This window comes from Streptomyces sp. H27-H1, from assembly GCF_026627445.1.
GTDB lineage: Bacteria > Actinomycetota > Actinomycetes > Streptomycetales > Streptomycetaceae > Streptomyces.
In genome coordinates this window covers 12,405-31,508 of the sequence record NZ_JAPNLJ010000069.1, presented here as the reverse complement: position 1 = coordinate 31,508, position 19,104 = coordinate 12,405, and the positions used below count along the sequence as shown (strand labels likewise).

At 72.1% G+C, this 19,104-nt stretch carries 20 protein-coding genes; 9 read left to right on the top strand and 11 right to left on the bottom strand.

The features are described from left to right. The first annotated feature begins 477 nt into the window (after positions 1 to 477). The gene (locus tag OTB20_RS38480) at positions 478 to 2,712 is read left to right on the top strand and encodes an acetate--CoA ligase family protein (protein ID WP_267824565.1); all 2,235 of its coding nucleotides are present in this window, start codon (positions 478 to 480) and stop codon (positions 2,710 to 2,712) included. A 223-nt stretch (positions 2,713 to 2,935) separates the two neighbouring features. Beyond that, positions 2,936 to 3,736: an enoyl-CoA hydratase/isomerase family protein gene (locus OTB20_RS38475; RefSeq protein ID WP_267824563.1), complete on the top strand. Its 801-nt coding sequence runs from the start codon at positions 2,936 to 2,938 to the stop codon at positions 3,734 to 3,736. 30 nt (positions 3,737 to 3,766) lie between these two features. On the opposite strand, the gene OTB20_RS38470 is transcribed toward OTB20_RS38475, so the two are convergent. Continuing rightward, the gene (locus OTB20_RS38470) at positions 3,767 to 4,339 is read right to left on the bottom strand and encodes a GNAT family N-acetyltransferase (RefSeq protein ID WP_267824562.1); all 573 of its coding nucleotides are present in this window, start codon (positions 4,337 to 4,339) and stop codon (positions 3,767 to 3,769) included. A gap of 114 nt (positions 4,340 to 4,453) precedes the next feature. After that, on the bottom strand, positions 4,454 to 5,254 hold the full coding sequence (locus OTB20_RS38465; RefSeq protein WP_267824561.1) for a VOC family protein: 801 nt from the start codon (positions 5,252 to 5,254) through the stop codon (positions 4,454 to 4,456). Between the two features lie 268 nt (positions 5,255 to 5,522). Between OTB20_RS38465 and OTB20_RS38460 the strand changes: the two genes are divergently transcribed. From OTB20_RS38460 to OTB20_RS38450, 3 genes are all read left to right on the top strand, one after another. Beyond that, positions 5,523 to 6,161: an HD domain-containing protein gene (locus tag OTB20_RS38460; protein ID WP_267756599.1), complete on the top strand. Its 639-nt coding sequence runs from the start codon at positions 5,523 to 5,525 to the stop codon at positions 6,159 to 6,161. Continuing rightward, a complete protein-coding gene (locus OTB20_RS38455) occupies positions 6,149 to 7,144 on the top strand; it encodes a GlxA family transcriptional regulator (RefSeq protein WP_267824560.1) in 996 nt (331 codons plus the stop codon). Before OTB20_RS38460 ends, OTB20_RS38455 begins: the two co-directional genes overlap by 13 nt. 105 nt (positions 7,145 to 7,249) lie before the next feature. Continuing rightward, the gene (locus OTB20_RS38450) at positions 7,250 to 7,867 is read left to right on the top strand and encodes a flavin reductase family protein (protein ID WP_267824569.1); all 618 of its coding nucleotides are present in this window, start codon (positions 7,250 to 7,252) and stop codon (positions 7,865 to 7,867) included. Positions 7,868 to 7,972: 105 nt separating this feature from the next. On the opposite strand, the gene OTB20_RS38445 is transcribed toward OTB20_RS38450, so the two are convergent. From OTB20_RS38445 to OTB20_RS38435, 3 genes are read right to left on the bottom strand one after another with little or no spacing between them, the layout of a single operon-like run. Beyond that, positions 7,973 to 9,040 carry a Zn-dependent alcohol dehydrogenase gene (locus tag OTB20_RS38445; RefSeq protein WP_267824559.1) on the bottom strand — a complete coding sequence of 356 codons (1,068 nt, stop codon included), beginning with the start codon at positions 9,038 to 9,040 and terminating at the stop codon, positions 7,973 to 7,975. After that, positions 9,037 to 10,260: an acyl-CoA dehydrogenase family protein gene (locus OTB20_RS38440; protein WP_267824558.1), complete on the bottom strand. Its 1,224-nt coding sequence runs from the start codon at positions 10,258 to 10,260 to the stop codon at positions 9,037 to 9,039. The genes OTB20_RS38445 and OTB20_RS38440 overlap by 4 nt, the downstream gene beginning before the upstream one ends. A 14-nt stretch (positions 10,261 to 10,274) precedes the next feature. After that, positions 10,275 to 11,195: an SDR family oxidoreductase gene (locus tag OTB20_RS38435; protein ID WP_267824557.1), complete on the bottom strand. Its 921-nt coding sequence runs from the start codon at positions 11,193 to 11,195 to the stop codon at positions 10,275 to 10,277. 107 nt (positions 11,196 to 11,302) lie between these two features. Between OTB20_RS38435 and OTB20_RS38430 the strand changes: the two genes are divergently transcribed. Continuing rightward, positions 11,303 to 12,229 carry a cyclase family protein gene (locus OTB20_RS38430; RefSeq protein ID WP_267824556.1) on the top strand — a complete coding sequence of 309 codons (927 nt, stop codon included), beginning with the start codon at positions 11,303 to 11,305 and terminating at the stop codon, positions 12,227 to 12,229. A 123-nt stretch (positions 12,230 to 12,352) separates the two neighbouring features. Here the strand turns inward: OTB20_RS38430 and OTB20_RS38425 are convergent, their stop codons facing one another. Continuing rightward, complete coding sequence (locus OTB20_RS38425; RefSeq protein ID WP_267824568.1) at positions 12,353 to 12,733, bottom strand: ATP-binding protein; 381 nt, start codon at positions 12,731 to 12,733, stop codon at positions 12,353 to 12,355. Between the two features lie 268 nt (positions 12,734 to 13,001). On the opposite strand from OTB20_RS38425, the gene OTB20_RS38420 reads away from it, so the two are divergent. The 3 genes from OTB20_RS38420 (at position 13,002) to OTB20_RS38410 (ending at position 14,744) form a co-directional block, all read left to right on the top strand. Continuing rightward, entirely contained in the window at positions 13,002 to 13,856 is an 855-nt protein-coding gene (locus OTB20_RS38420; protein ID WP_267824555.1) for a DUF5753 domain-containing protein, read from the top strand. Between the two features lie 11 nt (positions 13,857 to 13,867). Continuing rightward, complete coding sequence (locus OTB20_RS38415) at positions 13,868 to 14,068, top strand: DUF397 domain-containing protein (RefSeq protein WP_267824554.1); 201 nt, start codon at positions 13,868 to 13,870, stop codon at positions 14,066 to 14,068. 304 nt (positions 14,069 to 14,372) lie between these two features. Continuing rightward, positions 14,373 to 14,744 (top strand): hypothetical protein, encoded by a 372-nt coding sequence (locus OTB20_RS38410; protein ID WP_267824553.1) that lies wholly within the window; start codon positions 14,373 to 14,375, stop codon positions 14,742 to 14,744. Between the two features lie 42 nt (positions 14,745 to 14,786). Here OTB20_RS38410 and OTB20_RS38405 read toward each other — a convergent pair whose 3' ends face one another. From OTB20_RS38405 to OTB20_RS38385, 5 genes are all read right to left on the bottom strand, one after another. Beyond that, on the bottom strand, positions 14,787 to 15,491 hold the full coding sequence (locus tag OTB20_RS38405) for a hypothetical protein (protein ID WP_267824552.1): 705 nt from the start codon (positions 15,489 to 15,491) through the stop codon (positions 14,787 to 14,789). A gap of 92 nt (positions 15,492 to 15,583) precedes the next feature. Beyond that, positions 15,584 to 15,847, bottom strand: a complete 264-nt coding sequence (locus OTB20_RS38400; protein WP_267824551.1) for a hypothetical protein — start codon at positions 15,845 to 15,847, stop codon at positions 15,584 to 15,586. A gap of 312 nt (positions 15,848 to 16,159) precedes the next feature. Next, positions 16,160 to 16,618: an ATP-binding protein gene (locus OTB20_RS38395; RefSeq protein WP_267824550.1), complete on the bottom strand. Its 459-nt coding sequence runs from the start codon at positions 16,616 to 16,618 to the stop codon at positions 16,160 to 16,162. Between the two features lie 391 nt (positions 16,619 to 17,009). Next, positions 17,010 to 17,939, bottom strand: coding sequence for an acyl-CoA dehydrogenase family protein (locus OTB20_RS38390; RefSeq protein ID WP_267824549.1), 930 nt, complete (start codon positions 17,937 to 17,939; stop codon positions 17,010 to 17,012). Between the two features lie 7 nt (positions 17,940 to 17,946). After that, on the bottom strand, positions 17,947 to 19,101 hold the full coding sequence (locus OTB20_RS38385; RefSeq protein ID WP_267824548.1) for an acyl-CoA dehydrogenase: 1,155 nt from the start codon (positions 19,099 to 19,101) through the stop codon (positions 17,947 to 17,949). Between the last annotated feature and the right edge of the window lie 3 nt (positions 19,102 to 19,104).

The window sequence follows — 19,104 nt, the reverse complement described above, 5'->3', positions numbered from 1 at the left end:
CGGCATCGCGTTCCGCTTTGACAAGACGCCAGAAAGCTACGAGGCCGGCCTGCATCTGTGCGGTGCGATGCTCTGGCTCCGCAGCATCGCACCACATTCATAATCCGATCTCCAGACAGGACCTAGCGGCGGGCGCGGCACCTCCGAGTCGGGCGGGCCGGGCAGGACAGACGGGCGTTCGCCCCGCAGGCCCCGTACGGCCCCCTCGACCCACCCTGCTGCCGCGTCCCCCCACATCTCCCGCGTCTCCCACATCCCCGAAACCACCCCCCTCCCTCCAACCTCGGCCGAATACTGGTCTGGACCGCCTCCGGGTGATCTGAGACCGTGCCAGGAGCCCCTCGTGGCCCTTCCACACATCACCTCCACCAGCTTTCCTGCGCATCCCTGTTCCTGACGGCACGTCAGTTCAGTAATCTGACTACGCGTCAGCTATTGAGATTCGTCGAGGTTCATCGAGCAGGAGCGGGCGGAACGATGCTTGGATCTACTCACGGCACCCTCACCACCGACTTCCGCGCACGTGTCGAGGCCTGCGGGGAGACCCCCAGGACGGCCGTCCACTCCACGGCGGCTCCGTCCGCCGAGGACGCGGTCGCGCTGGACGTCAGCGGTCGGCCCCTGCACGCCGACGCTCCCGACCTGGACCGGTTCTTCCGGCCCGAGTCCGTGGCCGTCATCGGCGCGTCGGACGCCGACGGCAGACCGAACACCGGCATCACCCGCCAGCTCATCGCATGGGCGGAACGCGTCGGTGCCCGGCTGCACCCCGTCCATCCCACCCGGGCCACGGTCTTCGGGCTGCCGTGCCATGCCTCCGTGGCCGACCTGCCCGAACAGGTGGACCTCGCCGTCCTCCTCGTGGCCGACCCGCTCCCCATCGTGGAGCAGCTCGCCGAGGCCAAGGTGAAGTTCGCCGTCGCCTTCGCCTCCGGGTTCGCCGAGACCGGCGACGAGGGCGCCGCCGCGCAGGCCCGCCTGGGCGCCTCCGTACGACGTTCGGGGCTGCGTCTCCTCGGCCCCAATACGAACCTCAACGCCTTCGAGAAGTTCCGGGGCGACCTCGACGGCCCGGCCATCGCGCTCATCACCCAGTCCGGCCACCAGGGCCGGCCCGTCTACACCCTCCAGGAGCTGGGCATCCGCCTCTCCCACTGGGCGCCCACCGGCAACGAGGCCGACCTCGAAACCTCCGACTTCATCTCCTACTTCGCCGAGCAGCCCGAGGTCGGGGCCATCGCCTGCTACGTGGAGGGCCTCAAGGACGGCCGGCAGTTCCTCCTCGCCGCCGACCGGGCCGCCCGCAACGGCGTCCCCGTCGTCGCCGTCAAGGTCGGCCGCACCGAGACCGGTGCCCGCATGGCCGCCTCCCACACCGGGAAGCTGACCGGCGCGGACACCGTCGTGGACGCCGCCATGCGGCAGTTCGGCGTCATCCGGGTCGACGGCCTCGACGAACTCCAGGACACCGCCGCCCTCCTGGCCCGCGCGCGCAAGCCGCTGGCCGAAGGGGTGGTGGTGTACTCCATCTCCGGTGGTACCGGCGCCCACTTCTCCGACCTGGCGACCGAGGCGGGGCTCAGCATCCCCACCCTCTCCCAGGCCAAGCAGGACGAGCTGCACCAGTGGATCCCGGAGTACCTGGGGGTCTCCAACCCCGTGGACAACGGCGGCCACCCGGTCGGCGACTGGCGCGGCCGCAAGATCATCGACGCGATCCTCGCGGACCCGTCCGTCGGCGTCCTGATCTGCCCGATCACCGGCCCCTTCCCGCCCATGAGCGACAAGCTCGCGCAGGACCTGGTGGACGCGGCCGAGCAGACCGACAAGCTGGTCTGCGTGATCTGGGGCTCCCCCGTCGGCACGGAGGAGGCCTACCGCACCACGCTCCTCGGCTCCTCCCGGGTCGCCACCTTCCGCACCTTCGGCAACTGCATCACCGCCGTCCGCGCCTACCTCGGCCACCACCGCTTCACCGCCGCCTACCGCTCCCCCTTCGAGGACGCCCCGCGCACCACCTCGCCCTCCTTCCGCAAGGCCCAAGCCCTCATGCGCCCGGGCCAGCAGCTCAGCGAGCACGCGGCCAAGCAGCTCCTGCGCGCCTACGGGATACGGGTGCCCCGGGAGCAGCTGGTGACCAGCGCCGCAGCGGCCGTACGGGCGGCCGGGCTGGTCGGCTACCCGGTGGTCATGAAGGCCTCGGGCCCCCAGCTCGCGCACAAGACGGAACTGGGGCTGGTGAAGATCGGCCTGACCTCGGCGAGCCAGATCCGCGACGCCTACCGCGAGCTGACCGACATAGCGCGCTACGAGAACGTCCCGCTGGACGGGGTCCTCGTCTGCCAGATGGTGGAGCGCGGTGTCGAGATGGTCGTCGGGGTCACCCAGGACGATCTCTTCGGTCCCACGGTGACGGTGGGGCTGGGCGGGGTCCTGGTGGAGGTGCTGCACGACGTGGCCGTCCGGGTACCGCCGTTCGGCGAGGACCAGGCCAGAGCCATGCTGGGCGAACTGCGGGGGCGTGCGCTGCTGGAGGGCGTACGGGGGGCTCCGCCGGCCGATGTGGACGCGCTGGTGGAGGTCATCCTCCGCGTCCAGCGGATGGCGATGGAACTGGGCGACGAGCTCTCCGAGCTGGACATCAACCCGCTGATGGTCCTCCCGCGCGGGCAAGGGGCGGTAGCCCTGGACGCGCTGGCCATCTGCCGCTGACCGGGTCGGGCAGGCCCCGCGCCTCATACGCCGGCACGGCTGGATTTTCCAGCCTTGCCGGCGTCTGAGGCGGTCTTTTCAGCCCCGCCGGCGTCTGAGGCGGTCTTTTCAGCCCCGCCGGTGTGTGAGGCGCGGGGGTCCGGGGGCTGGTCCCCGGGAGCCGTGCCGCGCCGCGTACTCGAGCCCGCACCACCGACACCGACCCCCGAACGGGAGTTCAGCCATGGCCCCCACCCCCGAGGACGAAGTCCTCCACCGCACCGACGCCGGCGTCTCCTGGATCACCCTCAACCGCCCCGAGGCGATGAACGCCGTCACCTGGGACCAGCGCGAACGCGTCATCGCCCTGCTCGCAGACGCCTCCGCCGATCCCGATGTACGGGCCGTCGTCATCACCGCCACCGGCAGGGGCTTCTGCGCCGGCGCCGACCTGCGCGGGGCTCCGGCCACGGCGGAGCGTGTCGCCGGGGACGTGGCCCGCATGATCCGGCTCGGCGCGCAGCGCCTGATCACGGCGGTGCTCGACTGCGAGAAGCCGGTCGTCGCCGCCGTGAACGGCACGGCGGCCGGCATCGGCGCGCACCTCGCGCTCGCCTGCGATCTGGTGATCGCCGCCGAACCGGCCAAGTTCATCGAGGTGTTCGTCCGCCGCGGCCTGGTTCCCGACGGCGCGGGCGCGTACCTCCTGCCGCGTCTCGTCGGCCCGCAGAAGGCGAAGGAGCTGATGTTCTTCGGGGACGCCGTCGCGGCGGCCGAGGCCGAACGGCTCGGCCTGGTCAACAAGGTGGTTCCCGCCGAGGCCCTGGAGGACACCGCCCGGGAGTGGGCGGAGCGCCTCGCACAGGGCCCCACCCGCGCCCTCGCCCTGACCAAGCAGCTGGTCAACGCGTCCCTGGACGTGGACCGGGCGACGGCGCTCGCCGCCGAGGCCACCGCCCAGGAGCTCAACATGACCACGGCCGACGCGAACGAGGGTGTCGCCAGTTTCGTGGAGCGGCGCACCCCGAAGTACCTGGGCCGCTAGCGCGCCGGCCGGCCGCGGCTCCAGGGCCGGTCAGCGCAGGTCGAGGCGCATGAGGATCCGGGGATGCCCGGCCAGGACCGAGGTCGTGTCCGCGGCGTGGGCGAATCCGGCGCGCTCGAAGTTCTTCCGGATCCCGGGGTACGCCATCGTCATGTCCACCCGGGCGTCCCCGCTGTCCAGGGGGTAGGCCTCGATCGCGGGTGCGCCGTGGGCGCGGGCGAACTCGACCGCCCCCGCGATCAGGGCGTGCGAGACGCCCTGCTTTCGGTGGCCGGGGCGGACCCGGACGCACCACAGTGACCACACCGGCAGGTCGTCGACGTGCGGGATGGTGCGGCTGCGGGCGAAGGACGTGGCCGAGCGCGGCCCCACGGCGGCCCAGCCGACGGGTTCGTCGCCGTCGTAGGCGAGCACCCCCGGCGGGGGCTCGTCGCGGCACAGCCCGGCGACGTACTCACCGCGGGCCGGACCTCGGAGTTCGTTGTTGAGCTTGGACGGGATCCGGTAGCTCAGGCACCAGCAGACGTTGGCGGCGGCGGACTTCGGGCCGACCAGGGCCCGTACGTCCTCGAACACCGATGCCGGACGGACTTCGAAGGTCATGCCGCCACGATGTCACGGGACGGGGCGCGGCCGGACAAAGCCGCCCGGCCTCGTCCGGCGGGCCCACGGGACACACCGATCCGACCAACCCCACCGACCCACCGACCCCACCGGTCACATCCGCGGGTCCGGCGTCAGCAGGGCGAAGACAGCGCCGGCCGGGTCCGCGGTCCACGCCATCCGCCCGACCTCCGGCACGTCGGCGGCCGGCATCAGTACCGAGCCCCCGCCGCCCCGGACGGCGGCGACGGTCGCGTCCACGTCGGCGACGTTGAAGTACGGGATCCAGCGGGGGACTTCGTTGGCCCCCACGCCCTCGCCCGCGCCGTCGCCCTGCGGCGCGACCCCGCCGAAGGAGCCGTCCTCCTGGTCCCCGTCGGAGATGCTCAGGACCCGGTAGGTCATCCCGGGTGCCTGCATCTCGACGGAGCGCCACCCGAACAGGCCCGCGTAGAACTCGACGGCCGCGACGGGGTCGGGCGCGTGCAGCTCCGCCCAGACCAGGGTGTTCACCTCGGAGGTCCGCCCCAGCCCCGCGGTCCGGCCCGGCTGCCAGCACGCGAACTCCGCGCCCTGCGGATCGGTGAACTGCGCGAGCCTGCCTTCCCCCATGACGTCTCCGGGCTCCGTGCGCACCACTCCGCCGCCCGCCCTGACGGCCTCCGCCGTCTCCTCGATGTCGGGGGTGTGGAAGTGCAGCATCCACGCCGGGGTGGCGCCGTCCTCGGTGAGCGGCCCGAGGGCGGCGACGGTCTTGCCGTCGACCTGGAAGAACCCGTAGCCGCCCGCCTCCGGTCCGAGGGCGAGGTACTCCCAGCCGAAGACGGCGGTGTAGAACGTGACGGCCCCGTCGGTGTCAGGGCTCCCGAGGTCGAGCCAATTGGGCGATCCCTTGCGGAATTCGGTGCCGAGCATGAGGGTCCTCCTGTCGTCGCCGCGGCGCCGCGGGAGCCGTGAGCGTGGCTTCCGTGACCTCCGCGGTCCGTGCCGCCGGTCCCCCGCCACGATGCCGAGCCCGTACGGGAGCCACGGCCCGCGCGGCTGGGCACCGGGGCGGATTCACCCGGGCGGCCGCAGCATGTCCGGATCTGTGGGATGTGTGGCGCCATCGCCATGGCGGGAGGGCCGGCGGGCCCCGAAGACTGGTGTCGACCGGCACGGAGCACCACGAAAGGACCAGGCGATGACGGGCGACGCACTCAGGATCCGGGTACCGGACTCGAAACTGGCGGGGGAGGCGACCGAGCTCGTCCGCGACAGTGTGGGCGAGCTGCTCTACGACCACTCCCGGCGCGTGTACTTCTTCGGCGCCCTGCAGGGCAGCCGCCTCGGCCTCGCCCACGATCCCGAACTGCTCTATGTGGCAGCGATGTTCCACGACCTGGGCCTCACCGAGCCCTATCACTCCAGCGGCCGCCGCTTCGAGGTGGACGGCGCCGATGAGGCCCGCCGGTTCCTGCGCGGGCACGAGGTTCCCGAGGACTCGGTGCGCCGGGTGTGGACGGCCATCGCCCTGCACACCACCCCGGGCATCCCGGAGCACATGGAGCCCGAGGTGGCGCTGGTGACGGCGGGCGTGGCCTACGACGTGCTCGGCATCGGCTACCACGACCTCGCCGAGGCGGACCGCGCGGCGGTCGTCGCCCTGCACCCGCGCCCCCGGTTCAAGGAGCGCATCCTGCGCGCCTTCGCGGACGGCGTGGCGCCCAAGCCCCGTACCGCCTTCGGCAACATCAAGGCCGACGTCCTCGCGCACCACGTGCCCGGCTTCGAGCGCGGGGACTTCGTACGCCTGGTCCTGGACTCCCCGTGGCCCCAGTAGCCGCGCACGCCGTCGTCATCGTCGCCTTCGACGGCGTGCAGCTGCTCGACGTCACGGGTCCCGCCGAGGTGTTCAGTACCGCCAACGCCCACGGCGCCCGCTACGACGTCCGGATCGTCTCCCCGGACGGGGCCGACGTCCGTACGTCGTCGGGCGTACGCATCGGCGCCGACAGCGGTCCCGACGGCCTGCCCCCGCGGCCCGGGACGCTCGTCGTCCCCGGCCGCAGCGACTGGCGCGCGGCCGTAGCCGATCCGGACCTGACGGGTCTGGTCGCCGAGCTCGTGCGCCGCTCGCACCGGGTCGCCTCGGTGTGCGCCGGGGCCTTCGTGCTGGCCGAGACCGGGGTGCTCGACGGGCGGCGGGCGGTCACGCACTGGCGGCTCGCCGGGCAGCTCGCGGCCGCGTACCCGCTGGTGCGGGTGGAGGCGGATCCGGTGTTCGTGCGGGACGGGCACGTCATCACCTCCGCCGGGGTGACCTCGGGCATCGACCTCGCGCTGTCCCTGGTCGAGGAGGACCACGGAGCCGCCACGGCCCGCGAGGTCGCGCGGGAGCTCGTCGTGTTCATGGCCAGGCCCGGCGGGCAGTCCCAGTACAGCGCCCGTCTGACCCCGCGCGAGGCCAGGCATCCGGTGCTGCGCACGGTCATGGACGCCATCGGCGCCGACCCCCGGCTCGCGCTCGAGGAGGTCTCCCGCGACGCCGGGGTCAGCGGCCGCCACCTCGCCCGGCTCTTCCGCCAGGAGATCGGGATGACGCCCGGCCGGTACGTGGAATCCGTGCGGCTCGAAGCCGCCCAGGCCCTCCTCGAAGCGGGTGACGATCCGGTGGACACGGTGGCGGCGCAGTCCGGCTTCGGGTCCGCCGAAACGATGCGCCGCGTGTTCCAGCACGCCCTGGACATCACCCCGACCGCCTACCGTGCCCGCTTCCGCAGCACGCGTACCACCCCGCGCCGGATCCCCGTCGGTGCCCGTTGACGTCCGGTGACGCCCGTCGACATGTCGGTTGATGCCGGGCCCCCACCCCCCTTCCCATCTGACGAACCGTCAGCTTCAATCGAAGGTGTGATGGGACACGCAGGGATGGCGGCCACCGTCGTCCGATACCTCAGATCAGTCGGCTCCCCCACCTCCGCCGCCGCGGAGCCCGGGACCGAGCCCGTCGATGCTCTACCCCGCCCCGACCTGCGGGCCGTCGGCGAAAACGAGCGAGCGCCCGTCAGCCCCGCCGAATTCCGCGCCGTACTGGGCAACTTCGCCAGCGGGGTCACGATCATCACCTCCCCGCCCGGCGAGGGCGAGGAGGGCCCGGCGGGCTTCGCCTGCCAGTCCTTCGCCTCGCTCTCCCTCGACCCGCCCCTGGTCACCTTCATGGTGGCCCGTACGTCGACCACCTGGCCCCGGATCGCACGCGCCGGGGTGTTCTGCGTGAACATCCTCGGCTCCGAGCAGGGCGAGCTCTGCCGGTCCTTCGCCGTCAGCGGCGCCGACAAGTTCGCCGGTGTCGCCCACAGCCCGGCCCCTGCCACGGGATCGCCGCAGCTCGACGCCGTTCCCGCCTGGATCGACTGCCGGATCCACGCCGTGCACACCGGCGGTGACCACCTCATCGTCGTGGGCCGGGTCGTAGCCATGGGCGCGGCCGGCGAGGGCGACCCGCTCCTCTTCCACAAGGGCCGCTTCGGCCGCTTCGCCGACTGACAGCGCGGCCCCGCCGCCCCGCCGTCCACGTACGCGCCGTGCACGCCCTGCACCCCGTTCACGCCGCGGCCGGCCCTGCTCCGCGGAGCAGGGCCGACCGGTGGATCAGAACGTGAGCACCCCGCGGGCCACCCGGCCGTGGTGCGCGTCGTCCACGGCCTTGTCGAAGTCCTCGACCGGGTAGACCTTCGTCACCAGTTCGTCCAGCAGCAGCTTGCCCTGCCGGTAGAGCTCCGCGTAGAGCGCGATGTCCCGCTGCGGGCGCGAGGACCCGTACCGGCAGCCCATGATCGTCTTGTCCAGGTACATGGACGAGACCTGGAACGCGGCCTCCTCCTTGAAGCCGGGCACGCCGAGCAGCACCGCCTGTCCGTGCCGGTCCAGCAGGTCGATCGCCTGCCGGATCAGCTTGACGTTGCCCACGCATTCGAAGGCGTGGTCCGCGCCCCTGGGCAGGATCTCCTTCACGGCCGCCGAGGAGTCCCGGGCCGCCGAGGCGACGATGAAGTGGGTGGCGCCGAACTGCCGGGCCACCGCCTCCTTCGCCGGGTTCGCGTCGATCGCCACGATGGTGGTGGCGCCCGCGATCCGCGCGCCCTGGAGCACGTTCAGCCCGATGCCGCCGGTGCCGATGACGACGACCGTCTCGCCCCGGTCCACCTTCGCCCGGTTGAGCACGGCGCCCACGCCCGTCAGGACACCGCAGCCGATCAGCGCCGCCGAGGTCAGCGGGATGTCCTTGGGGATCTTCACGGCCTGCACGGCCTTGACGATGGTCCGCTCGGCGAAGGCCGAGTTGGACGCGAACTGGTAGAGCGGCTTCCCACCCTGCGAGAACGGCTGCCCCGGCATCCCGATCGCCTTGCGGCACATCGTCGGCCGGCCGCGGTCGCAGTCCGCGCACGCCCCGCAGTTGGCGAGCGTGGAGAGCGAGACGTGGTCGCCGGGCACCACGTGCGTGACCCCCGACCCGACCGCCTCCACCACGCCCGCGCCCTCGTGCCCGAGCACCACCGGCGGCGGGAACGGGATCGTCCCGTCGATGACCGACAGGTCGCTGTGGCACAGACCGGCCGCCGATATCGCGACCAGCACCTCCCCCGGCCCCGGGTCCCGGATCTCCAGATCGTCGACCACGCGGGCCTGCTTGCCGTCGAATACGACGCCCCTCATCCGGACTCCTTAGGCAGGCCGAGCACGCGCTCGGCGATGATGTTGCGCTGGATCTCGTCCGAGCCGCCGTAGATCGTGTCGGCGCGGGTGAACAGGAACAGCCGCTGCTCCTCGTCGAGTCCGAGTTCGTACGGGGTCCCCTGCGACCAGTACCCCGGCCCGGCCGTGGCGACCGCGCCCCGGACCTCCACCGCCAGCTCGCCGAGCCGCCGGTGCCAGCCGCCCCACAGCAGTTTGGCCACGCTGGGCGCGCCCGGGTCCCCGCCCGCGTTCCCGCCCGCGGAGCCCAGCGTCCGCAGGGCGTTCCACCGCATCGTGCGCAGCTCGGCCCACTGCCGTACGAGGCGTTCGCGCAGGACGGGGTCGCCCGCGCCGGCGGCCACGTACGCCCGGACCACCCGCTCCAGTTCCGCCGCGAAGCCGATCTGCTGGACGAGCGTGGAGACCCCGCGCTCCAGCGCGAGCAGTCCCATGGCCACGGACCAGCCGTTGCCCTCGTCGCCCACGGTCTCGGCGGCGAGGGCTCCGTCGAAGAACACCTCGTTGAACTCGGAGGTCCCCGACATCTGCCGGATCGGCCGGACCTCGACCTTCCCCGGCTGGTCCATGCGTACGAGGAGGAAGGACAGCCCCCGGTGGCGCCGGGAGCCGGGTTCCGTCCGTGCCAGGACGAAGCACCAGTCGGCGTCCCGGGCCAGGGAGGTCCAGATCTTCTGCCCGGTGACGCGCAGCAGCCCGTCGGCCGGATCCCGTACCGCCGTCGTACGGATTGCCGCGAGGTCGGAGCCGGCGCCCGGTTCGGAGTACCCCTGGCACCACAGTTCCTCGCCTCGGGCGATGCCGGGGAGGAAGCGGGCCCGCTGCTCCGGGGAGCCGTAGGCGATCAGCGTCGGCGCGAGGAGGTTCTCGCCGATGTGGCCGACCCGGGCGGGCGCGCGCGCGGCCGCGTACTCCTCGGCCCACACCACCTGCCCGGTGAGGGATAGCCGCCGGTTGCCGTAGGCGCCTTGGGGGCCGCCCTGCGCCTCCCAGCCCTGGCCGATCCAGCCGCCTCGGCCCAGCTCGCGCTCCCACGCGCGCCGGGTCTCGACCCCCTCGTGCTCGCTGCCGGGCCCGCCGAGGCCGATGGCCTCCTCGTACGGGCCCACGAGGTGCTCCGCCAGCCACGCCCGGGCGCGGCCGCGCAGCTCCTCGTCCTCGGCGCCGAAGCTGAAGTCCATGTCCGGTGCCCCTCTTACGCGTTGGGTCGGTCCTTGGCGGCCGCCGCCTTGGCCATGGCCTCGAGCTGCGCGAGCATCGGCATCGGGTCGGTGCCGATCGTCCCGGGCAGGAAGTCGGCGATCTTCTCGGGGGTCCAGGAGCCCTCTGCGTAGCCGGCGCGCAGCTCTCGGGGCTGGGCCCAGACGGCGATCTTCGGGCCGGCGATCGTGTAGACCTGCCCGGTGATCCTCTCTCCGCCGACGGCCACGGCCTTGTCGGAGAGCAGGTAGATGACGAGCGCCGCCACGTCCTCGGGCTCGCCGATCTCCTTGAGCTCCATCGGCACGTTGGCCGACATCCGGGTGCGTGCGACGGGTGCGACGGCGTTGGAGGTCACCCCGTACTTGGCCAGCCCGAGCGCCGCGGACCGGACGAGCGAGATGATCCCGCCCTTGGCGGCGCTGTAGTTGGCCTGGGCCACCGAGCCCTGGTGGTTGCCGCTGGTGAAGCCGATCAGCGTGCCGGTGCCCTGGCGCCGCATGACGGCGGAGGCTGCGCGGAAGACGGTGAACGTGCCCTTGAGGTGGGTGGCGACCACCGGGTCCCACTCCTCCTCGGACATGTTGAACAGCATCCGCTCGCGCAGGATGCCGGCGACGCACACGACTCCGTCGATGCGTCCGTACTGGGCGAGCGCGGTGTCGACGATGCGCTGGCCGCCCGCCATGGTCGAGATGTCGTCGGCGACGGCGACGGCCTCGCCGCCGGCGGCGATGATCTCCTTCACCACGGATTCCGCGATCTCGCTGGTGGGCTCGTTGCCCTCCATCCCCACGCCGTAGTCGTTGACGACGACCTTGGCGCCCTCGGCGGCCGCGGCGAGTGCCACGGCCCGCCCGATGCCCCGGCCGGCGCCTGTGACGGCGACGACTTTGCCTGCCAAGAAGTTCCCCACGTCCGGCCCCTTCCCGCGTTTTCTGACGGTCCGTTAGATTCTATGGGCAGGCGGATGCGCCAGCACAAGCCCCAGTTCGTTTCCGCTACGAGGAGCTGATGAGATCCATGGGCATGCCCGCCGAGTTCCACGACATCGCCAAACGCGTCAACAACTGGGGCCGCTGGGGCGCCGAGGACGAGATCGGCACCCTCAACCTCATCACCGACGAGGTCGTGCGCGCGGCTGCGGCGGAGATCCGTACCGGGCGCCGGATCCCGCTCGCGCTGCCGCTCAAGGAGGACGGCGTGCAGTCCGGCATGATCCCCGGCCGGATCAACCCGCTGCACACGATGGTGCAGATCAACCAGGAGCTCTTCGGCCCGGGCACGGTGGCGTGCAGCGACGACGCGGTGACCTTCGGGCTCCAGGCCGCAACGCACTGGGACGCCCTCACGCACGTCTCGCACTCGGGGAAGATCTACAACGGCCGCCCGGCCGGCACCATCACGGCGCACGGCCGCGCCGAGTTCAGCGGCATCGACAAGGCCGGGCACATCGTCTCGCGCGGGGTCCTGCTGGACGTGGCCCGCGCCAAGGGCCTGGACCGGCTCCCCGGCGGCCACGCGGTCACCCCGCAGGACCTGGAGCAGGCGGAGGAGTTCGGCGGGGTCACCGTCCGCGCGGGCGACATCGTCCTGGTCCGCACCGGCCAGGTGCAGGTCTACCTGGCAGGCGACAAGCACGGCTACGGCTACCCGTCCCCCGGGCTGTCCGTCCGTACGCCCGAGTGGTTCCACGCGCGGGACGTGGCGGCCGTCGCGAACGACACCCTGACCTTCGAGATCTTCCCCCCGGAGATCGAGAACCTGTGGCTGCCGGTGCACGCGCTGGACCTGGTCGAGATGGGCATGCACCAGGGCCAGAACTGGAATCTCGAAAAGTTGTCCACAGCCTGTGCGGAAGAATCCCGCTACTCGTTCTTCCTGTCGGCCATGCCGGAACCCTTCGTCGGCGCGGTGGGCACCCCGGTGGCCCCGATAGCCGTCCTCTGACCCCGGCCACACCGTCCCGGCCGGCCGGCCGAAGGCCACGCCCGCAGCACTCGCCCCCGCCCCGCACCCGACGCCCCGGGGCGGGGCGCGCGGCTCCGCGGCCTCCGCGTCCGGATGGCACGCTCACCCTCCGCCTCTGGCTCTGGCTCCGTCTCCGCCGAGCCGGAACCACACCACGGTCCCGCCGTCGCCCGCGACCACCGCCCAGTCCTCGCAGTACGCCCCCACGAGGGCGAGCCCCCGCCCCCGCACATCGAGCGGCCCGCCGCCCACCGGCCGCCAGGGCGGGCCGCTGTCGCACACCTCTACGGTGATCCGGCCGCCCGTGACGTCGACACCGACGCCGATCACCTCGGTCGGGGTGTGCCGGTAGGCGTTGGTCACGAGCTCGGACGTACACAGCCGGGCCGCCTCCACGAGGTGGCCGAACCCGGCACCCCGCAGAATCGACGCCACCCACTCCCTGGCCACCCGCGGCGTATCGGGCCGACTCGGCGCGACCATCCGGTAGCTGAGCCCTAACGCCTTCGCGTGCGTCACGTTCTTCTCCCAACGCGGTACAGATTGCGTGGCATTGGCCGCCCCCAGGCGGCGCGGGCCCCAAGGCCCGCGCCAGCGGCTGCACTTCGCTCCATCGACATGCGGTGCGATGTTGCGAGGACCATAGGGGGCAACCATGCACCGGTGCAACCTTGCCACCCGCTTCCTCTACCGCCGGTAGACCCACGGCACGGATAGCGGCAGACTCGTGCCAGACAAGGGGAAGGGACACATGCCACCGAGGGACAACCCGACGGCGCGCCAGGCGCGACTCGGGGCCGAGCTGCGGAAGCTACGCGAGGCCGCCGCGACGACGGCCCGGGAGGCCGCTGGTCTCCTGTCCGTCGACCAAGCGAAGATCAGTCACATCGAAGCGGGTCGGCTCGGCGTGAGCGAGGACCGCATTCGACGACTTGCGGCGTTCTACTCATGTGATGACGAGCCCCTGATCGAAGCCCTGTGCGCCATCGCCAGGGAGCATCGCGGACAGTACTGGTTTGACGAATATCGGGGCATCCTTGCTCCGGGATTCCTGGACATCGCCGAACTCGAACACCACGCCATAGCCCTTCGCACCATGCAGAGCGTGACCCTGCCCGGGCTGTTCCAAACGGAGAACTACGCCCGCGCGCTGTTCTCGGGTGTCACTCCGAAGCTCCCCGCCGCCGAGGTCGAGGCCCGGGTCGAGCACCGCATGAAGCGCGTCACGCTCTTCGACCGAGCCGAACCGCCCCAGTTCGACGCGATCATCCACGAAGCCGCCCTGCGCATGCGCTTCGGCGGGCGCAAGGTCGCACGTGAACAGCTTGAGCACCTTTTGGACGTGTCGACGCGTCCCGCAGTGACGGTTCGCGTCATCCCCTTCACGAACGAGGACTTCATCGAGGTCACGCAGCCCGTCCTCTACGCCCGCGGGGTCGTTCCGCAATTGGACACGGTGCAGATCGACAGCGCCTTCGGAGGCCGGTTCCTCGACTCCGACGCCGATCTGCGCAAGTACAGGACGCTCTTCGAAATCGCGGAGCAGGCAGCTCTGGACTCGGAGGCGTCGCGGCAGATCATCCACCACATCGCACGAGAACTGTGAGAGATACGGCAATGAGCGCATCCATCAAGTGGCAGAAGTCGTCCTTCTCCGGAGGCGGAGGGGAGAACTGCATCGAGGTCGGGCAGGAACCCGGCCGCATCGTGATGCGCGAGAGCGATGACCCAGGCATCGTCCTCACCACCAGTCCGGAAAAACTGGCTGCCTTCATCAAGGGCGTCAAGGCCGGCGAGTTCGACCACTTCGTGCACTGACCCCTACGCTCCCGGTCACCCCGAGAGCCCCTCGCCAAGGTTGGCGGGGGGCTTTCCGCATATGCCAATGAGCATCTATGCACCGGTGCATACTTGCCAGGCTGAACGGCGTAGCGCTACCGTCACACTGCGTCGCAAGCCGAGCGGGCCAGCCTGGGGAAGGGTGTCAGCTCGGCGGCGCAAATCGAGCACCCCCACGCCCTGTTGAGCCTGTGGGGCCGCAGGCCAGGTGCACCCATGCCGTCAGCACAGGAGGGCAGCCATGCCCCAAGCTCGCCGATCCCCTCTCCCGCAAGGTGCAAAGTTGCCATCCGCCCGGGACGCGACCGTGGCGATCCTGACCGGGTTCTGGTTCGAGGCGCTCTGCTACGCGGACGCGTACGCCGACCGGCGGCCCGAGCTGCTGGACCGGGCCATGCTCGACACACCCGAGGAGGCCGTCCGGCTGATCCGCGTACAGATCCGGACCACGCACCCCTTCGCCCTGTCTCCGGACGAGTCGGCCCGCGCTCTCGCCTGGTCCGACGGCGGCGGCCGGGTCCCCGCGCTCGCCGCCCTGCACCGGGGCGAGGTCGCCGGTTTCAGCATCGTCCTGCGCGACGGGATCCGCGCCGAGTGGCGGGTCCGGCCCGTCGACTACCTCCGGCTGACCGTGGCGCACCGGCCCGGCCGGTGAGGAGACGGCGGCCCGGCCGGACCACCGCCTCCGCTTTCACGGTCAGCCCTTGGCGCAGATCACGTCGTACGGGCGGCCCACCGCCATGGTCAGCCGCATCGGCTCGGTGGTCCCGGCCGGGCACTCGGCCTTCGTCTTGACCAGCCCGAGCACCTTGTACGCGCCCGAGCCGCCCGAGGCGCACGGCACTTCCTGCGCCTGGTCGGTCACACAGTCGCCCTGCACCAGCTGGCCGCCGCCGGCGCCCGCGTCACCGGGGTGCTCACCGGTCAGGTTGCGGCCGCACACGGTGTTGGTGGGGAGGCCGCCCGACTTCGCGGAGCCGTAGGAAATGCTCACCTGGATCATCAGGTCGGTGCCGGGCGGGCACTGGATCGCGCCCGGCAGGATGCTGGCGTCCTTGATGTCGATCGCCTTGAAGGTGGCTCCGGACGCCGAGCACTTCTGCGGCCGGTAGCCGTCCGGCGGGTTGTCCGGGTCGGGACCGCCGCAGTCGCCCACCGCCCACGTGCTCGACGTGTCGGAGGAGGACTCGGGATTCCCGGGGTCCTTGGACTGCTGGGCGGTCGAGGCGGAGGCAGACGCGGAGACCGGGGGCTTGGCGTCGCCCTCGTCGCCGTCCTTGCCGAGCCACTGGGAGGCCCCGTAGATGCCCGCGACGACCAGAACGAGCACCAGGAAGCCGGGGAGTCTGCTCCTCCGGCGCCCCGGGGCGGGCGGGGGCGTCACCTCGTACGGGTTTGCCATGCGCTTCTCCTGCGGTGAGGGTTGCCCTTCGGGCGGGACGACGTGTCCCGAAGGGGAGACACGTCATGGACACCTCATGGTTCCACGCGCGCTCAAGCCTCCAGGGAGTCCCCCGGGCCGCCCTTGCCCGCGCCCACGACCTTGGCGCCCACGAAGACCGTGCCCAGGCCGAGTTCGTCCCTGCCCAGGTCGTCCTTGAGTGCGTCGCGCTGGTCCTGGGAGGCCCGGCGGAAATGCTCCTGGCTCTTCTCGTTGGCATCGAGCGTGGCCTTGTGCGCCTTGCGTATCGAGTCCACGGAGTGCTTGGCGAGGTCCTTGAACGCGGGGAACTGCTCGATGAGCTTCAGGCGTTCCATGCCCCTGGCTCCGTCCGCCGTCCCGTGGTGATTTCCGGATCCTAGCGACGGCCTGCGACAACCGGCAGCCGAATCCGGCAGCGCACTCCCCGGCCACTCCACGGCACACTTGCCGCACACTTGCCGCACACTTGCCGCGCGCTCCCCGGGTTCCTGCGGGTGGCGGCGGCGCGCATGCACGCCCCGAGCGCGGCACGTCGGCCGCCACCCCACGACCCGCACTCGTCAAGGCAGGACTGACCCTTGGCGTCCCCTCGCGACGAATCGTTCAACACAAGAGTGATCACCAGTTGACGAACCGTCAACACCTCATTAGAGGTACACGTGCGGTTCCCGGATCGCGCCCTGGATCCGCGGCCCGCCCGAGGAGTCGTCCACGGCCTTCTCCGCGCGGTCGATCTCGCACCAGATCCGCTTGCCCGCGCCCTCGCGCTGCCAGCCCCACCGGTCCGCGAGCCCGTCCACCAGCTCCAGCCCGCGGCCGCCCGTATCGTCTCCGGCGGCCTGTCGCGGGGACGGCGCCCGGTCGCTCGCGTCCGCGACCTCGACCCGCACCCCCGGCTCGCCGAACAGCATGCGCAGCACGGCCGGACAGCCGGTGTGCACGACGGCGTTGGTGACCAGCTCGGAGATCAGCAGGATCAGCGTCTCGGCGAGCGGCTCGTCATCCCCCATGCCGCAGCCGGCCAGCCGCGAGCGGGCCCATCGGCGGGCCCGGCCGACCTCGGCGGGGTCCGGTCCTACCTCCAGCTGCACCTGAAGCACCTGCACCGCTCACACCATCCGAACCGGCGGACACTTCGCCTCGCGACAGGACGGAGTCACCGAGTGTGACCCCGTTGCGGAGCAGCTTGGTTGACATACAGTCACCGCGACAAGCGCTTCGGGCATATTCCAGCGTGAAGGAGTAGGCGTGGTGCATACTGTGCGGCGCTCGCGCCGCTCAACCGCTCGCATTCCCGGGAGCGTACCGGAGCGACCCCCCGGCTACGGGCCGCAAGGAGTCGGGCGAAGGACACAAACCGATATCAACTCTCTGTAATCGGACATGCGTCCCGCGCCGTCCCTCCCGTACCCCTCCGTCACAGCGAGCGAACCCCAGGCCGAGTGGGGCACTCCCCGGTCGAGCGGCGTGCTCCGCGCCGCTCCGCGGCCGGGCGGGCTACTCCGCCGCCGCCAGCAGTTCCGCCGCCAGCGCCTCCTGCGCCTGCGCCGCCGTACGCCACTGCTCCGCCCGCACCCAAGCCCGCTTCAGGTGCAGGTGTACGTCCGCCTCCCAGGTGAAGCCCATCCCGCCGTGCACCTGCAGACAGTCCCGGGCATTGCGCACCGCGGCCTCGTCGGCCAGCAGTTTGGCCCCGGCCACCTCCGCCGGGTCGGCCGTCACCGCGGCCGCGTAGACCGCCGTGCGGGCCACCTCCGCCCGGACCAGCATCTGCGCGCACAGGTGCTTGACCGCCTGGAACGCCCCGATCGGCTGCCCGAACTGCTCGCGCTCCTTGGCGTAGCGCACCGCCAGCTCCACCGTGCGCAGTGCGCTGCCGAGCTGGAGCGCCGCCGTCAGCAGCGCCCCCTCGTCCCGGTACGCGCCGGCCGCCACCGGATCCCCCGCCGCGGACGACCGCGCCAGCGGGGTCAGCGGGTCCAGCGACCGCACCGGCTCGCCGGCGGGTACCTCGACCGGCTGCCCGTCCGCACCGAGCACCGCGTCCGCCTCGCCGAGGTGGGACACCAGCGGCCCCTCCAGGTCGAAGGCAGTCACCACGGCCTCCCCCTCCGCGGCCCCCGCGACCAGCCCGGCGGCCAGGTGGGTGGCGACCAGCGGCCCCGGCAGCAGCGCCCGCCCGGCCTCCTCGAAGACGAGGACGGCCTCCGCCATCCCCAGCCCTACGCCGCCTTCGGTCTCCGGGAGCCGCAGGGCGAAGAACCCGGCCGCGCCGAGCTCCCGCCACAGCCCCCGGTCCACGGTCCGGCCCGTGGCGGCCGCCCGGTCCACCGAGGCCCGCAGCTCCTCGCGCCCGTAACGGCCCGCCAGCAGGTCCCGTACGCCTGCCCGCAGGTCCCGCTGGTCCTGTGTCGGCTGGAAGTCCAAGGAACGCTCACCTGCCCTTCGGAAGGCCGAGGATCCGCTCGGCGACGATGTTCTGCTGGATCTGCGAGGTGCCCGCCGCGATCGTGTACGAGAGCGAGGAGAGCCGGTCCAGGGTCCATTCCTCGTCCAGCGAGAGGGACTGCGCGCCCAGCACCTCGGCGGCCGTGTCGTACAGCTCCTGGCGCGCGTGCGAGTACGCCAGCTTGAAGACGCTGCCGCCGATGCCGGGGACCCCGCCCGAACGCTCGGACTCGCTGACGTTCCACTGGGTGAGCCGCCACAGGGCGCCGAACTCCCCGTACAGCCGGCCCAGGCGCCGCCGCAGCGCCGGGTCGTCCCAGCGGCCGTTGGCCTTCGCGGTGCGCGCCAGCTCGCCCAGGGTGCGGCGGCAGGCGACGACCTCGCCGACGAAGGCGGTGCCGCGCTCGAAGGACAGGGTCACCATCGTGACCCGCCAGCCGTCGTTCTCGGCGCCGACCCGGTTGGCGACCGGGACCCGTACCTCGTCGAGGAACATCTCCGCGAACTCGGTGGACCCGGCGAGGGTGCGCAGCGGCCGGATCGTCACCCCGGGCGCGTCCATCGGCATGGCCAGCCAGGAGATGCCCCGGTGCTTGGGCGCCTGGGGGTCGGTGCGCACCAGCAGCTCGCACCAGTCGGAGACCTCCGCGTGCGAGGTCCAGATCTTCGAGCCGGTGATCACGTACTCGTCGCCGTCACGGACGGCGCGGGTGCGCAGCGAGGCCAGGTCGGAGCCGGCGTCGGGCTCGCTGAACCCCTGGCACCACACCTCGTCGCCGCGCAGCACGGGCGGCAGCCAGCGCGCCCGCTGCTCCGCGGTGCCCTCGGCGGCGATGGTCGGGCCGGCGTGCAGCAGCCCGACGAAGTTCGCGCCGACGTAGGGGGCTCCCGCGCGCTCGGTCTCCTCCAGGTAGATCAGGTGCTGCGTGGGGGTGGCCCCGCGGCCGCCCGCGTCCACGGGCCAGTGCAGTCCGGCGTACCCGGCGTCGTACAGCCTGCGCTGCCAGCCCGCGTCGTGGGCGCGGCGGCCCGGCCAGTCGTCGGGCGAGGGCCTGGCGGGGAGCTCGGGGAGCACCTTGGCGAGCCAGGCGCGCAGCCTGGCCCGGAACTCCTGCTCCTCCTCGGTGTAGGTGAGGTCCACTCC